The sequence below is a fragment of the Nonomuraea sp. NPDC050786 genome (assembly GCF_040654115.1).
In the GTDB taxonomy this organism is placed as follows: domain Bacteria; phylum Actinomycetota; class Actinomycetes; order Streptosporangiales; family Streptosporangiaceae; genus Nonomuraea.
Genome location: NZ_JBFAHJ010000020.1, coordinates 87371 through 101420 on the forward strand (window position 1 = coordinate 87371; position 14050 = coordinate 101420).

Genomic DNA, 14050 nt, shown 5'->3' on the forward strand with positions numbered 1-14050 from the left:
ACGAGTAGTCCTGTCCCCGGACTCAAGATCGAGCGGAGCTCTAACATGGGGAAATGAAGGAAATAGTGACATATGTCGAGATGACCGCAGCAGAGCAGCTGAATCCGAGCGCGGTCGTGCCGGGCCTCGCCCTGGAGCCGCTGGACCACGACTCGCCGCTGGTCATCGACCTGCAGGCCAGAATCGGCGCACCGTACGGCTGGTCGAGCGCGCGGCGAAGCGACCAGGAATGGTCCACGCTGTTCGCCCGGCACCCCGCCCGGATGTTCTGCCTGCTCTCCCTCGATGGCGAACCGGTGGGCATCGCCGCCTACGACGTCCACTCCGAAGAGGAGGTCGAGATCGAGACCTTCGGGCTCCTCCCCGACTTCACCGGCAAGAACCTGGGCGGATACGCGCTGACGCTGACCGTGGAGCGCGCATGGCGGTTGACCCCCTCGGTGAGGCGGGTCTGGCTGCACACCTCCAGCCTGGATCACCCCCACGCGCTGCCCAACTACCATCGGCGAGGTTTTCGTTCCTACAAGACCGAGATCGGCGAACGCGGCGAAACGGCTAGGGGCTTGGACAGGGTCTGACCATGTCGATCTTCGGCCCGGCCGTCGATGTCCGGCCCCTGTTCCCGCGCGAGCGGCAGGCCATGCTCGACCTGCTGGGTGCCCTGTCCCCGGCCGACTGGGCCAGGGCGACGGTCTGTCCGGGCTGGGACGTGCACGACGTCGCCGCGCACGTGCTCAACGACTACATGCGGCGCCTGTCCGGCGCCCGCGACGGGCATGCCGGTGCCGTCTTCGCCGATGACGAGACGCTGCCCGCCTACCTCTCCCGTACCAACGAGGAGTTCGTCAGGGCGGCCCGCCAGCTCAGCCCGCGGCTGCTGGTCGAGCTGCTGGAGCAGCTGGGGCCTCAGCTGGACGCGGTCTGGGCGGCGTACGACCTGGAGGCCCCGGCCGGCTTGAACGTGTCCTGGGCCGCCACCGACGTCGACAGCCCCGGCTGGCTCGACGTCGGCCGCGAGTACACCGAGTTCTGGGTCCACCAGCAGCAGGTGCGGAACGCGGTCGCCCGGCCGGGGGCGACGGAGCCCGAGCTCATGGCGCCGGTGCTGGACATCTTCGCCCGAGCCCTGCCCTTCACCCTGCGGGCGCACGACCGTCCCGAGGGCACGGTGGCCGACCTGGAGGTGCTCGGGCCGGCCGGCGGCCGGTGGAGCGCGGCGTGGCGTGCGGGCCGGTGGCGGATGGAGGCGCCGGGCGGCGAGGCCGCCGCGCACGTCTCGATGGAGCAGGACACGTTCTGGCGGCTCGCGACCAGGGGCATCGGCGTCGCGGAGGCCCGTGCGCGGGTCAAGGCGAGCGGCGACCCGGAGCTCACCGCCGCGATGACGACCTTGCTGGCCGTCGTGGCCTAGACGCCCGAAAGCCGGCAAAGTCAAGACGTAGAACTTCCTGGTCGGAGGTGATACGACGCAGTCATCCCTGTGTGCTGAGACATCGGAGGCAACGTGACGCCTGAGGACGCGTTACGCGCGCTGGCTGACGGCTTCGACGGCGAGGTGATCCGGCCTGAGGACGCCGGTTACGAGTCGGCCCGCCACGTGTGGAACCAACTGATCGACCGCAAACCCGCCGCCATCGCACGCTGCCGCACCCGAAAGGACGCGGTCTCGGCGCTGGCGGTCGCGCGTGACACCGGCCTCGAGCTCGCCGTACGCGGCGGCGGGCACAGCTTTCCCGGCTTCTCGACGACAGAGGGTGGCTTGGTCCTGGACCTGGGCCCGATGAAGCAGATCGTCGTCGACGTGGAGCGGCGGACGGCCGACGTCGGGCCCGGTGTGCGGTGGGGTGAGCTCACCGCGGCCGCCGCACGGCACGGCCTCGCGCCGGTCGGCGGGCACGTCGCCGATGTGGGCGTCGCCGGGTTGACACTCGGCGGGGGCAACGGGTGGTTCGCGCGGGTCTTCGGGCTCGCCTGCGACAACCTGGTCGCGGCCGACGTTCTGACCGCTTCGGGAGAGATCGTCCGCGCGAGCGCCGACGAGAATCAGGACCTCTACTGGGGCCTGCGGGGCGGCGGCGGCAATCTCGGGATCGTCCTCCAGTTCACCCTGCGCCTGCACCCGGTCGACCGGCTGCTCGGCGGGCTGGTCCTGCACCGGTTGGAGGAGGCCGCCGACGTGCTGCGCTTCCTCGCCGGGTACGGCCGGAGCGCCCCCGACGAGGTCAACGTGGCGGCGGCGATCCTCGGCGGTCCGCCGGCGCCGTTCGTTCCTCAGGAGCTGCACGGGAAGCCGGTGCTCGCGCTGGCGATGTGTCACGTCGGGCCCGTCGCCGATGGAGAGCGCGAGCTCGCGCCGGTGCGCGGGTTCGGCCGGCCGTTCGCCGACCTGGTCGAACCGACGACGTTCGAGACGCTGCAGCACATCTTCGACCCGCAGGGCCGGCCCACGCCCTATCACATGCGCTCCCACCTGGGCGGTGCGATAACCGAGGAGCTCATCGCCGCGATGATCGAGCGCGGCGGCGAGCTGAGCTCGCCGGGCAACGGTGTGCTGCTGCTGCCGATGGGCGGCGCGGCGGCGCGGGTCGCGGCCGACGCCACCGCCTTCCGGCACCGGGAGGCGTCCTACTGCATGGAGATCGGGGCGGCCTGGTCGGCGGATGACGAGAACCCGCAGAGGCACATCGAGTGGGCCGACCGCTTGTGGGCGGAGACCCGGTCCTGGGCCATCGGGGTGGAGGTCAACCACCTCGCCGACGAGGGTCCTGAGGGGGTTCGCCGGGCCTACGGCGACAACTTCCAGCGGCTCGCCCACATCAAGCGGACCTGGGATCCCGACAACCTTTTCCGGCTCAACCAGAACGTCCCGCCCGCCGCTGCCGACGATCCCGGCCTGAGGTAGCCGCCCGGTGCCTGCCCCGCAGGGCCCCGGCCGTGCTGAAGACGGCCGGGGCAACCTGGCGCTCATGTGGCCGGCGAGTGCGGACGGGCGAGGTCATCCCCGACCGCGGTTGACGCCGCATGCACGTTCGCTGCCACCGGCAACGGATATCGCCTATGGACCGATCAGCTCTGTGCGGTTATGTTGCGAGGGCGCTAGGCAAACTGTCAGGCCGACGCCAGGGAGCACCAGGACATCGTCTGAGAGGACCCACGCATGTGCGGCATCGCCGGATGGGTGGACTTCGACCGCGATCTGACCGACGAGCGCGCCACCGCCCTCGCCATGACCGAGACCATGAGCTGCCGCGGCCCCGACGACCAGGGCCTCCACCTCGGCCGGCACGCCGCGCTCGGCAACCGCAGGCTGGCCGTCATCGACATCGAGGGCGGCCACATGCCCATGACGGCCGAGGGGCTGGCCGTCATCACCTACAGCGGTGAGGTCTACAACTTCGGCGAGCTCCGCGCCGAGCTGGTCGCCAAAGGCCACCGCTTCCGCACCCGGAGCGACACCGAGGTGGTGCTGCACGGCTACCTGGAGTGGGGCGAGGCCGTCGCCGACCGGCTCAACGGCATGTACGCCTTCGCTCTCTGGGACGAGCGCACCCAGGAACTCCTCCTGATCCGCGACCGGATGGGCATCAAGCCTCTCTACTACTATCCCCTCCCCCACGGCGCGCTCTTCGGCTCCGAGCCCAAGGCGATCCTGGCGAATCCGCTGGCCCCGCCCGTGGTGGACATCGAGGGCCTGCGCCAGCTCCTCAGCCTGGCCACTCTCCGGCAACGGCCGGTCTACAAGGGCATGTACGAGCTGCCTCCGGGCCACCTGCTGCGCGTCAGCAGGCAGGGCACCCAGCTGCGCCGCTACTGGGCGCTGGACGCCCGCGAGCACACCGACGACCTCGACACCACCGTACGCACGGTGCGCGAGCTGCTCGAGGACATCGTCAGCAGGCAGCTCGTCTCCGACGTCCCGCTCTGCAGCCTGCTCTCCGGCGGCCTCGACTCCAGCATCGTCACCGCGCTGGCCAGCAAGCACGGGCGCATCCGCTCGTTCGCCGTGGACTACGCGGGTTACGCGGAGAACTTCCAGGCCGACGAGCTGCGCGGCGACCCGGACGCGCCGTTCGTGCGGATGCTGGCCGAGCACGTCGGCTCCGACCACACCGACATCGTCCTCGGGCCGGACGAGCTGGCCGACCCGAGGCTGCGCGCCGCCGTCGTGCGGGCCTGGGACGTGCCCCACTTCGTCGGCGACATGAACTCCTCGCTCTACATGCTGTTCCGCGCGATCCGCGAACACTCCACGGTGGCGCTGTCGGGTGAGTCCGCCGACGAGGTGTTCGGCGGGTACGCCTGGTTCCATCTGCCGGAGGCGGTCCAGGCCGACACCTTCCCGTGGCTGGCCATGGTGATGCGCGAGCATCAGCCGACCGACATCCTGGACAAGTCGCTGATACGGCGGCTCGACATGGACACCTACACGGCTGATGGCTACCGTACGGCGCTGGCCGAGGTGCCCCACCTGGACGTGCAGGACGAGCGCGAGCGGCGCATGCGCGAGATCTGCTACCTGCACCTCACCCGCTTCCTGCCCTTCCTGCTCGACCGCAAGGACCGGATGAGCATGGCCGTCGGGCTGGAGGTGCGGGTCCCGTTCTGCGACCACCGCCTGGTCGAGTACGTCTTCAACACCCCGTGGTCCATGAAGACGTTCGACGGCAGGGAGAAGAGCTTGCTGCGCGCGGCCGGGGCCGACCTGCTGCCCGAGCCGATCCTGCGCCGCGTCAAGGCCCCGTACCCGGTGACCCAGGACGTGGGCTACGAGCAGGCGCTCCGCGCCGCGCTGCGCGAGGTCGCCGGCGACAAGGAGGCCCCGGTGCTGCCGCTGCTCGACCCGGCGGCCGTCCGCGAGGCCGTCACGGACCCGCCCGACAAGGTGACCACCACGATGACCCGGTTCGGCCTGGAGCTGGCGCTGGACCTGAACGTCTGGCTGACCGAGTACGGCGTCCGCCTGGATCTGTAGCTCATGCACCGATGGAGATGCCGAACGACACCGCCTACCGGCGGGGCGCCGGCCTGACACCACACGAGGCCGCCGGCCACCTGACAAAGCTACGCGTATGAGGGCACAGTCACTGGCTGCACAGGAGAGCAGCGCGATCATGCGGGCTGCAGCCGCCATGCAAGCGGCATCTGCTCAACTACCGGCATCGGAACGGAGCAGGCCGGCCCACCAGCGTGAGGAAGAACGATGCCATCGATCGTCTTCGGGACATTCGCCGTCATTGCCGTGATCGTGGCCGTGGTGCTGTTCCTCGTGTTGCGGCGGAAGCCGCACACCCGGGTCGGGGCGTACGTCAGCGCGACGTTCGTCCTCCTGGCCGCGGGGTTGCTCGCCATGGGCTCCATCTCGTTCGCGAGCCTGGAATCCGCCGCGCTGGAGACCTTCACGGCGCAGGAGCGCGCCGCCGCGGTGCCGTGCAACGCGGCGGTCCTGGGAGCCGAGGAGACGGGCAACAAGCTCAACGGACGCTACATCTGGCTGCTGCGGCTCCGCGTCACCCCTCAGGCGGGCAGCCCGTACGAGATCGAGCGCACGGCCCGGCTCACCTCGTCCATGGGGGAACGCCTGGAGCGGGGGAACGTCGTGCTCTCCTGCCTGGTGTCCCCCGCCGACCACACCCGGATCGAGATCTCGGCCCTGGCCTGAGCCTCCCGGGCCGCCCGGACGAATCCGGGCGACCCGGGAGGCGGCGGCTCAACCAGGTATACGCGTGATGGAGCCGGTCCAGCGGTGGGCGGCGTCCCGGTAGACCAGGAAGAGCTCGGTGTCGAAGTACGGCGAGATGCCGGTGTCGTACCGATGGTCGCCGTCGGTGTCGGCGACGCTGATCGTGAGGCCGTTGAGATAGCCGGTACGAGTGTCGTTCGCGTACCCGGTCATCCACGCCGACCCCAGCGAGCCTTCACCGGTGAACGGCGAGTCCACGCCGACGAGCCGGTCGGCGGGCAGGCCCGTCGCCTTCACCGCGAACGTCGCTCCGGTCGAGCGTTCGAGCGTCTGACCTGTGTAAGGGGCGGTGCCGTCAGGGTGCGTTCCGGCGGGGTAGCCGAAGACGTCGGCCGTGGGCGGTAGCGGCTGGTTGACCGCGAGGCCCTGACAGCCGACGTTGTCGCACAGCCTGCCGAGGTTGGTCAGCACGTCCGGAGAGGAGAGGACGACCCCGTTGTAGACGGTGACGAAGGCGTAGTCGCGGTCGTAATCCCGGATGTCGTCGAAGTCGGGGTGGGCGATGCCCTGCTTGCCGACGTACAGGCCGAACGGAGCCGTGCCCTCGGAGTACGCCGGGACGAAGACCCACTTCCCGAGCCCGCCGGCCGGAGCCTCGGTGTCGAGCATGCAGTGACCCGCGGTGGCGACGAGGTTGCGGTACTGCGACTGCACAGATGTGCCGGTGCACCAGTGTGGCCGGCCGTCGCCGCCGATGAAGAAGACCTTGCCGGACGTCGCGGGCAGGTCTCCGGCCACCGGGTTCTCCGCCTCGAACGGCGGGACGCTCTGCGGAGGGCCGTCCGGGACGATCTCGGTGGACAGGCGTTCGCCGCCCGCCACGGTCCGCAGGGTGTACGGCGTGGCGTTCCGCAGGTTGGCGGCGTCGTCGGCGAGCCAGAACCTGGCCACCTCCTGAGCCGTCGCCACGACGGGGGCCAGCGGGACCAGCGTCACGGTCACGGCCTGCGCGGGACCGGCGATGACAGTCGAGCTCAGCACGCTCAGGCCGACGCCTAACGCGATCATTGCACGCTTCAAGGGCATTCTCCGTCCGGTACGGCTACCTGACCCCTACGGCCAGCGAGTACCAAGATCGTAACCACGACCCGGGGTCCAAGGCCACGATTTATAGATCACATGTTCGATACGAACTCTCCACGGCACGCTCCCCTACGCGGCCAGCGCGCCGAGGTGGGTGCGCACGACCTCCAGGCAGTGGCCTCCGCTCACCAGCTCGGGATGCAGTACGGCGTTCATGGCGAGGCCGTCGACGAGCGCCGACAGCCGCTCGGTCTCCACGTCGAGCCGCAGCCCCGGCCGCAGGGCGCCCCCCGCCTCCAGGCGTTCGAGCACGCGGCCGACGAACCCGCGCGTGCCCACCGCGACCTGCGAGGCCAGGTCCCGCAGTGCGGGGTCGGTCCTGGAGGCGGCGGCGAAGTCGAGGAACACCGCGACTTCGGCGCGACGCCGTTCGTCGAGCGGCAGCAGCTCGCCCAGCAACCGCGCGGACAGCTCCAGCCGCTCCCGCGTGGACAGCACCGCCAGGTCGCCCGCCTCCTCGACCGCCGCCCGCAACCGCTCGGCCACCCGTTCGATCATCGAGGTCATCGCGAAGCGCATCAGCTCCTCCTGCGTGGCGAAGTAGTGGCGCAGGGAGCCGATGTTGAGCCGGGCCTCGGCGGCGACAGTGCGCAGGGACGCGCGTTGCAGGCCGTCACGCACGACCACCCTGAAGAGCGCGTCCACCACCTCGCGACGGCGTTCGACGGGATCGACGATTTTCGGCATGGCGTTTTTATATCACAGCCGTGATACCTTGGATTTATCACACCTGTGATAGGTCCTTTCGAGCAGAGCGAGGAAGCCCAGATGCCTGCGAGAACGATCACCGCTGCCTGCGCGGTAGTGGCCACGCTCACCGGAGCCTGGCCGCTCACCGCCCCTGTCTCCGCCGAGCCGGTCCCGGGCTCCTCCGCACCGGTGCTGCTGGCCGACACCGACCACGACGGCGAGATCGATACTGCGCCCGCAGGCGCAGGTGCCGGGGAGGCGATCTTCCTGCCCAACCTCGACGACAGCGAGCGCCGCTGCCGGGTGGCCGACGCCGACCTGGACGCTCCCGGTGGCGCGGCCGACGCTCGGCTGGCCGCCTGCAACGACGCCGCGGACGCCCGGGTGAACGGCGAGCCCGACGCGGCCGACCTGGCGCGGCTGCGGCTGCCCGCCATGCCCGGCCTCGGCGACGCGGCCACCGGGCTGCTCAGCGTCGACGCCCCGGACAAGGCGCGGATCTTCGTCCGGCGCGACGGCGACCGTCGGGCCGACGGCTTCAGGCCCGCACTGCCCGAGGGTGGCGGCCTGCTCACCGCCGCCGATCTGCGCGCCGGCCTGGAGTTCGGCGTCGAGGGACGCGACATCGTACGTGACGGGGCCCGATGGGACGGCCGGCTGACGATCACCCTCACCGTGACCGACCGCGGCCGGCGCCACACCGTCCGCACCCGCATGCGCGAGGCCCCCCTGCTCCTCCAGAACGACCTGCAACCGGCCGTCGAGGTGCTGGCCGGCAAGCCGGGCACGGGCCCTGGCTCACCGCCCGCGCTGCCCTTCCCCGACGGCCTGCCCGGAGGGTGGCAAGAGTTCGCCCGCGATCTGCGCGGCGCCACGCGCGCCGCCGGGCTGCGCTCGCCCAGATTCGTCGCGGGCACGTCGCAGTGGTGGAAGGACACCTGGTGGCAGGACACCTTCGAGCCGACCACCGCCTCCATGCCCGTGCCCGGCGGCGTCCGGACCATGCGCGTACTGGTCAGGTCGGGCAATGTGCTGGACCTGGGCGATGCCAGTGCGCCCACGCCCCGGCCCCTGGCCAGGCTGCTCTTCCGCGACCTGCGCGGGCCGGGGGTCGCCGTCGTGCAGCAGCTCACCCTCACCCGCCGCGACCACCTGACCGATTTGCGCAACTCCACGGGCAACGTCGAATCGCTCCCGCCGTACGCCGGCCACCCGCAGGGACGGCTGGTGTACGGCACCGGCCGGACCCGGCGTCCCGATCCCGCCTTCGTCCGCCTGCTGACCGGCATGGGGCAGGGCCTCCAGCCGCCCGTGGTGCTCGACACCGGCTGGTTGATGGTCGGCCACGTGGACGAGACCATGCATGTCGTACGCGCACGCAACGCGCGCGGATGGACCCTCGTGGTCGCCGACCCGCGCATGGCCGCGCGGCTGCTGCGCCGGGCCCAGGCCGCCGGCGCCGGCGGCACCCGGCTCTTCCCCGGCTCCCCCACGGTCGCCGGGCTGCTGGGCGACCAGGCGCTGATGGCCGCCAACGACAGGGCCGCGAGGCACATCGACACCCAGGTCGACACCATGCTGGCCGCGACGGGCCTGCGGCGCTCGGAGATCGTGGGGGTGCCCGTGCTGTTCGGCGCGAGTGAGGCCGATCCGTCACTGCTGAAGGCGTACACGCCCGGCATCCCCAACGGGCTGTCACTGACGGCCGACGAGTTCGCCGCACCCGCCCCGTACGGCCCGGTCGTCGGCGGGCACGATCTGTTCCGGCAGGCCGCGCGGAGCGCGCTGGAGGCGCAGGGCGTGCACGTCCGCTGGGTGGCGGACCTGTCGTGGGCGCACCTGCTCGGCGGGGAGGTCCACTGCGCCACCAACGCCCTGCGCGACACCCGCTCGACCGCCCGCTGGTGGACGCGGTAGCGCCGACTCCCCCACCGGAGAAACGATCACCCTTGGCCTCCGCGGTGGGCGGGGACAGGGAGGCGCGAACTTCGGGGTGGCGGCAGACCTTGGGGCCGGGCGGTGCTCGTGCTGTCGACTTGAGAAGTGGGCATGCGCCCATTAAGGTGGGCGCATGCCCACTCTGCTGGCGGGCAGCGCCTCGACCAGAGGTACGGAACGCGGTACACCGACACGAAAGACAGCCATCCCATGATGACGACACACACCATCACCGTGCCCGGGGCCCGGATCGCCTACGACGTGCGGGGCAGCGGACCCGTGCTGGTGCTGGCGGGCTTCCCGATGACCGCGGGACCCTTCGCCGCGATGGCCGAGACGCTCGCCGAGCACCACACCGTGATCACCTTCGACCCCCGCGGCATGGGCCGCAGCCCCGTCGACGACCCGGACAAGGGCTCCACCCCCGAACGGCGGGCGGACGATGTGGCGGCCATCCTGGACGCGATCGGCGCCGACAAGGCAGATCTGCTGGGCAGCAGCGGCGGCGGGGTCACCGGGCTGGCCCTGGCCGCGAGGCGCCCGGAGCGGGTCGGCGTCCTCGTCGCGCACGAGCCGCCGCTGTTCGAGCTGCTGCCGGACGCGGCCGAGCGGCACGCGGCGACCGAGGACGTCATCGCGACCTGTCGGAGTGAGGGCGTGCGCGCGGCGCTGGCGAAATTCATGGTCGGCGTCGTCGGATACGACGCGAGGATGGGCGAGAACGCCGTCCGGCACTCATCCGAGCAGGACCTCGCCGACTTCGCCCGGCTCTTCGCTCACGAGCTGCGCAGCACCACCCGGCACGTTCCCGACCTCGCCGCGCTCGCGGGCACCCGCGTCGTGGTCGGCGTCGGGATCGACTCCACGCCCTTGGTCACCTCCCGCACCTCACGGGCCCTGGCCGCGCGCATGGGCGTCGAGCCGGTCGAGTTCCCCGGCGGCCACGGCGGTTTCCGTACCCATCCTGCGGAGTTCGCCGAGGTCCTCCACCGAACGCTCACCGCCCGCCCGGCCTCCACGGAGCCCGGCGGATCAAGGTGAGAAGCGGGCGGTTGCAGAGCATCGATGATCTCCGGGCACCAGGTGCAGCCCCCCTTCCGCTTCTCACGGACCCCGCGGAGCGCGGTTCGCGGGCTGAGCGGATCGCTGTCATCGACCGCGGACGAGGGCGAGCATCTCTTCCACCGAGCCGGCCGGATCGCTGATCGGAAACTGCACCGCCCGGATGATCGCGTCGGGGTCGACCAGCAGGGTGAGGCGCTTGAAACGGTCGACGCCAGCCGCTCGGAAGGTCGGCAGCAGCAGCCCGGCCGCGAGCTTGCTGTCCTGGTCGGACAGCAGGGGGTAGGGCAACCTCGCGTGCGCGACGAAGGCGGCCAGCTGGTCGGGGCGCTGGGTGCTGACGCCACGGATCGTGGCGCCGGACGCCTCGAAGTCGGCATGCCGTGAGGCGTAGGTGAGGGACTCCAAGGTGCAGCCGGCGGCGCCCGGGATGTCGGCCCAGCCGGGCGGGTAGTCCTGGGTGCCGGGGGCGAAGGCGCCGGGGAAGAAGTAGAGGACGGTCCAGACGCCGCCCGGCGCGGTGGGCGCGACCGGCTCACCGTCGTGCCGTTCCAGGACGACGTCCGGCATCTTCCGATTGACCAGCTCATGTACCCGGCGGGTCTCGGCGGACCCGTCCTCGCTGGTGGCGGTCAGCGCCCCATCCCCCATTACATGTCTGGTGCCCCAATCCTGGAGCGCGATGAGCGCCGGCAGCAGGCCCTCACCCTTCGGGGTCAGCAGGTAGTCGTAGCGCGGCGGGCGATCGGAATAGGCCCGCTTCTCCAGCACCCCGTGTGCGACCAGGCCGGCCAGGCGCTCGGCCAGAGCGCGCCGGCTGACGCCGAGCGCACGCTGGAGGCCGTCGAAGCGGGTGGTGCCGCCGGCGATGTCCCGCACCACCAGGAACGTCCACCAGTCGCCGATCACTCCGAGCGCTTGCGCGATCCCGCAGTCGGCGTCGGGCAGATCAGCTCGTTTCACACCTCGAGTATAGTGCGTTCCATTCTGAAACTCACTGGGAGCGCAGGTATGACAGTCGAGAGTGCGCGTGGTGCGAGCGTCTTCTGGCGGTGGTGGACGGCCGGCACGATCAGTGCGGTCGGTTCGGCGGTGGGCGCGGTGGCGCTGCCGCTGACGGCGTTGACGATCGTCGACGCCTCCCCGTTCGAGATGGGCATGATCGTCGCCGCCAGCTACGTCGCCTGGATCGTGATCGGCCTGCCCGCCGGGGTGATGGTGCAGCGGCTACCCATGCGAAGGGTGCAGATCAGCGCTGACCTGGCGCGCGCCGCGGCGGTCATCTCGATCCCGCTGGCATGGTGGCTGGACTGTCTGACGGTCGCCCAGCTGGTGATCGTGGCCCTGGTGATCAGCTTCGCGAACGTCATCTTCGACGTCGCGAACTCGACCTTCCTGCCGTCGATCGTGAGCAAGGAGCAGCTGCAGTCCCGTAACAGCCTGACCTCCGGCACCCACGCCACCACTCAGCTCGGCGGACCATCCATCGGCGGTCTCATCGTCCAGCTCCTCGGGGCGGTGCCCACCCTGCTCGTCGACGCGGTCAGCTACCTTGTCTCAGCCCTGTTCCTCCGTACCCTGCCCGAACGCCGCGCCGAGGCCCCCGACCGCTGGCCGCCGGTCCGCGCGATGATCCGCGAAGGCTGGCGTTTCGTCGTGCACCACCCGGTGATGGGCCCCTGCATGTGGGCCGCCACCGCGGCGAACACGGTCTGTGGGGCACAGCACGCGCTCTACGCGCTGTACCTCGTACGCGAGCTGCACGCCGCGCCCGGCCTCGTCGGCCTGCTGTTGGCGGCGGACGGGGTCGGCACGCTGATCGGCGCGGCTCTGACGAGCAGGATCACGGCCAGGCTCGGGACGGCCCGCGCCCTGATCGTCGCCGGCTTCGTCTCGCTCGCGGGGGCGCTGGTCGTTCCTCTGGGCACCGGCTGGGAGGCCTTTGTCGCCTTCGCCGCCGGCAACGTGGTTTTCTCCGCCGGTGTGGTGGTGCTCAGCGTGGTGACCCGCACCTACCGGCAGATGGCGAGCCCGCCCGAACTGCTGCCCCGGGTGATGGCGACGGTCCGCTTCGTCTCCTGGGGCGCGATCCCGATCGGCGGCTTGATCGCCGGGGTGATCGCCGGGGTCGTCAGCAGTCGGGTCACGTTGATGACTTTTGTCGTCGCGGCCGCCTGCATTCCGCTGGTCCTGCTGGCCTCACCGATCCGGCACCTGCGCGATCTCAGCGATTATCCCCAGGGCGACTGAACGCGAACGCCACCCGATGGCCCCGGCGCCCGTGAAGGTGGTCATCGGCTCCGCGCTCGTCGACACAGCACGTCATCTGGACGCGTTGACAGTCGACATCGGAGAGCACGGGATCCTGGTCAGACGGTGAAGACGCGCTCGGCCTCGTCGCGGCGGGTGTGCAGGTCCCAGTAGACGGGGGCGATCTCCTCGGGCGTGGCGGTCGGCGTTTATGGCGGTGGTGGCGGCCTCGGGCAGGTCCCTGCGGGTGTGGAGGTGCCAGTAGCCCTGGGCGTGGCCGTCGGACGAGCTGGGCCGCCGCGACCGCGGCGGTCGTCGACGCCTGGCTCGTCGGCCCGTCATGGCCTCCGGTCCGGCTCGGTCTGTTCGAGGGTGGAGGCCCAGGTGGCGAGGAGGGTGATCGCGTCGTGGGCTGCGGTGCCGGGTTCGGCGCTGAAGGCGGTGAGGGTCAGGCCGGGGTCGGCGGGCAGGGGCATGGCTTCGAAGGGGAGGCTGAGGTCGCCGACGACGGGGTGGTGGAAGTTCTTGACGCCGGTGTGGTGCAGGCGGACGTTGTGGGCGGCCCACAGGGCGCGGAACTCTTCGCTGCGGGTGGCGAGTTCGCCGACGAGGTCGGTCAGGGCGCGGTCGTACGGGTCACGGCCGGCTTCGGTGCGCAGCAGGGCCACGGTGGTGTGGGCGGATTCGTCCCAGTCGGGATAGAAGTCCTTGGCACGAGGGTTGAGGAAGCGGAAGCGGGCGAGGTTGACGGGCCGGACCGGGTCGTCGAAGACGGGCGCGTACAGGGCCCGGCCGAGCCGGTTGGAGGCGATGATGTCCAGGCGCCCGTTGCGTACGTAGGCGGCCGAGCCGGTCATCGAGTCGAGCAGGTGCTGGATCGCCGGCCGGATCTGCTGCTGGGTGGGGCGGCGGCGGGCGCGGGGGCCGGCGTTGGCGGTTCGGGCCAGGTCGTACAGGTGGGCGCGTTCGGCTTCGTCCAGCTTCAGGGCGCGGGAGAGGGATTCGAGGACGCTTTCGGAGACGCCGCTGAGGTTGCCTCGTTCCAGGCGGGCATAGTATTCGGCGCTTACGCCGGCGAGCATGGCGACCTCTTCGCGGCGCAACCCGGGCACGCGCCGGTTGCCGCCGTAGGCGGGCAGCCCGGCCTGCCGCGGGGTGATCCTGGCTCGCCGCGAGATCAGGAACTCGCGGACCTCACTGCGGTTGTCCATGTCCTCCCAGCGTAGGCCCGGTCCTGGTGCCGTGGGGTGTTCTGCCAGTACAGGGAAGAGCAGGGACTCCCTGATC

12 protein-coding genes are annotated in these 14050 nt (G+C 71.0%); 8 read left to right on the forward strand and 4 right to left on the reverse strand.

Annotated features, from left to right (window positions below):
- The first annotated feature begins 53 nt into the window (after positions 1 to 53).
- The 5 genes from AB0H84_RS31405 to AB0H84_RS31425 all read left to right on the forward strand — a co-directional run bounded on the left by AB0H84_RS31405 (position 54) and on the right by AB0H84_RS31425 (position 5659).
- On the forward strand, positions 54 to 578 hold the full coding sequence (locus AB0H84_RS31405) for a GNAT family N-acetyltransferase (protein WP_357612027.1): 525 nt from the start codon (positions 54 to 56) through the stop codon (positions 576 to 578).
- A 2-nt stretch (positions 579 to 580) separates the two neighbouring features.
- Complete coding sequence (locus AB0H84_RS31410) at positions 581 to 1411, forward strand: maleylpyruvate isomerase family mycothiol-dependent enzyme (RefSeq protein WP_357612030.1); 831 nt, start codon at positions 581 to 583, stop codon at positions 1409 to 1411.
- A gap of 93 nt (positions 1412 to 1504) precedes the next feature.
- Positions 1505 to 2902 (forward strand): FAD-binding oxidoreductase, encoded by a 1398-nt coding sequence (locus AB0H84_RS31415; RefSeq protein WP_357612033.1) that lies wholly within the window; start codon positions 1505 to 1507, stop codon positions 2900 to 2902.
- A gap of 255 nt (positions 2903 to 3157) precedes the next feature.
- Entirely contained in the window at positions 3158 to 4972 is a 1815-nt protein-coding gene (gene asnB / locus AB0H84_RS31420; protein ID WP_357612035.1) for an asparagine synthase (glutamine-hydrolyzing), read from the forward strand.
- A 228-nt stretch (positions 4973 to 5200) separates the two neighbouring features.
- Positions 5201 to 5659 carry a hypothetical protein gene (locus AB0H84_RS31425; protein ID WP_357612038.1) on the forward strand — a complete coding sequence of 153 codons (459 nt, stop codon included), beginning with the start codon at positions 5201 to 5203 and terminating at the stop codon, positions 5657 to 5659.
- 48 nt (positions 5660 to 5707) lie between these two features.
- Here AB0H84_RS31425 and AB0H84_RS31430 read toward each other — a convergent pair whose 3' ends face one another.
- Both AB0H84_RS31430 and AB0H84_RS31435 read right to left on the reverse strand, forming a co-directional pair.
- Positions 5708 to 6748, reverse strand: a complete 1041-nt coding sequence (locus AB0H84_RS31430) for a hypothetical protein (RefSeq protein ID WP_357612041.1) — start codon at positions 6746 to 6748, stop codon at positions 5708 to 5710.
- A gap of 144 nt (positions 6749 to 6892) precedes the next feature.
- The gene (locus tag AB0H84_RS31435; RefSeq protein ID WP_357612044.1) at positions 6893 to 7510 is read right to left on the reverse strand and encodes a TetR/AcrR family transcriptional regulator; all 618 of its coding nucleotides are present in this window, start codon (positions 7508 to 7510) and stop codon (positions 6893 to 6895) included.
- Positions 7511 to 7591: 81 nt separating this feature from the next.
- Here AB0H84_RS31435 and AB0H84_RS31440 point away from each other — a divergent pair, with 81 nt between their 5' ends.
- Both AB0H84_RS31440 and AB0H84_RS31445 read left to right on the forward strand, forming a co-directional pair.
- Positions 7592 to 9430, forward strand: a complete 1839-nt coding sequence (locus AB0H84_RS31440; protein ID WP_357612047.1) for a protein-arginine deiminase family protein — start codon at positions 7592 to 7594, stop codon at positions 9428 to 9430.
- A 231-nt stretch (positions 9431 to 9661) separates the two neighbouring features.
- Positions 9662 to 10492, forward strand: coding sequence for an alpha/beta hydrolase (locus AB0H84_RS31445; RefSeq protein WP_357612050.1), 831 nt, complete (start codon positions 9662 to 9664; stop codon positions 10490 to 10492).
- A gap of 108 nt (positions 10493 to 10600) precedes the next feature.
- Here the strand turns inward: AB0H84_RS31445 and AB0H84_RS31450 are convergent, their stop codons facing one another.
- Positions 10601 to 11476, reverse strand: coding sequence for a winged helix-turn-helix transcriptional regulator (locus AB0H84_RS31450; protein WP_357612052.1), 876 nt, complete (start codon positions 11474 to 11476; stop codon positions 10601 to 10603).
- A gap of 48 nt (positions 11477 to 11524) precedes the next feature.
- Here AB0H84_RS31450 and AB0H84_RS31455 point away from each other — a divergent pair, with 48 nt between their 5' ends.
- The gene (locus AB0H84_RS31455; RefSeq protein WP_357612055.1) at positions 11525 to 12763 is read left to right on the forward strand and encodes an MFS transporter; all 1239 of its coding nucleotides are present in this window, start codon (positions 11525 to 11527) and stop codon (positions 12761 to 12763) included.
- A 338-nt stretch (positions 12764 to 13101) separates the two neighbouring features.
- On the opposite strand, the gene AB0H84_RS31460 is transcribed toward AB0H84_RS31455, so the two are convergent.
- Entirely contained in the window at positions 13102 to 13974 is an 873-nt protein-coding gene (locus tag AB0H84_RS31460; protein WP_357612058.1) for a helix-turn-helix transcriptional regulator, read from the reverse strand.
- Positions 13975 to 14050: the final 76 nt, after the last annotated feature.

What these genes read in the sequence shown, in the direction of transcription:
- AB0H84_RS31405 (WP_357612027.1), top strand. Translation starts at nt 54, where the DNA reads ATGAAGGAAATAGTGACATATGTCGAGATGACCGCAGCAGAGCAGCTG.
- AB0H84_RS31410 (WP_357612030.1), top strand. Translation starts at nt 581, where the DNA reads ATGTCGATCTTCGGCCCGGCCGTCGATGTCCGGCCCCTGTTCCCGCGC.
- asnB (WP_357612035.1), top strand. Translation starts at nt 3,158, where the DNA reads ATGTGCGGCATCGCCGGATGGGTGGACTTCGACCGCGATCTGACCGAC.
- AB0H84_RS31425 (WP_357612038.1), top strand. Translation starts at nt 5,201, where the DNA reads ATGCCATCGATCGTCTTCGGGACATTCGCCGTCATTGCCGTGATCGTG.
- AB0H84_RS31430 (WP_357612041.1), bottom strand. Translation starts at nt 6,748, where the DNA reads ATGATCGCGTTAGGCGTCGGCCTGAGCGTGCTGAGCTCGACTGTCATC.
- AB0H84_RS31435 (WP_357612044.1), bottom strand. Translation starts at nt 7,510, where the DNA reads ATGCCGAAAATCGTCGATCCCGTCGAACGCCGTCGCGAGGTGGTGGAC.
- AB0H84_RS31440 (WP_357612047.1), top strand. Translation starts at nt 7,592, where the DNA reads ATGCCTGCGAGAACGATCACCGCTGCCTGCGCGGTAGTGGCCACGCTC.
- AB0H84_RS31445 (WP_357612050.1), top strand. Translation starts at nt 9,662, where the DNA reads ATGATGACGACACACACCATCACCGTGCCCGGGGCCCGGATCGCCTAC.
- AB0H84_RS31455 (WP_357612055.1), top strand. Translation starts at nt 11,525, where the DNA reads ATGACAGTCGAGAGTGCGCGTGGTGCGAGCGTCTTCTGGCGGTGGTGG.
- AB0H84_RS31460 (WP_357612058.1), bottom strand. Translation starts at nt 13,974, where the DNA reads ATGGACAACCGCAGTGAGGTCCGCGAGTTCCTGATCTCGCGGCGAGCC.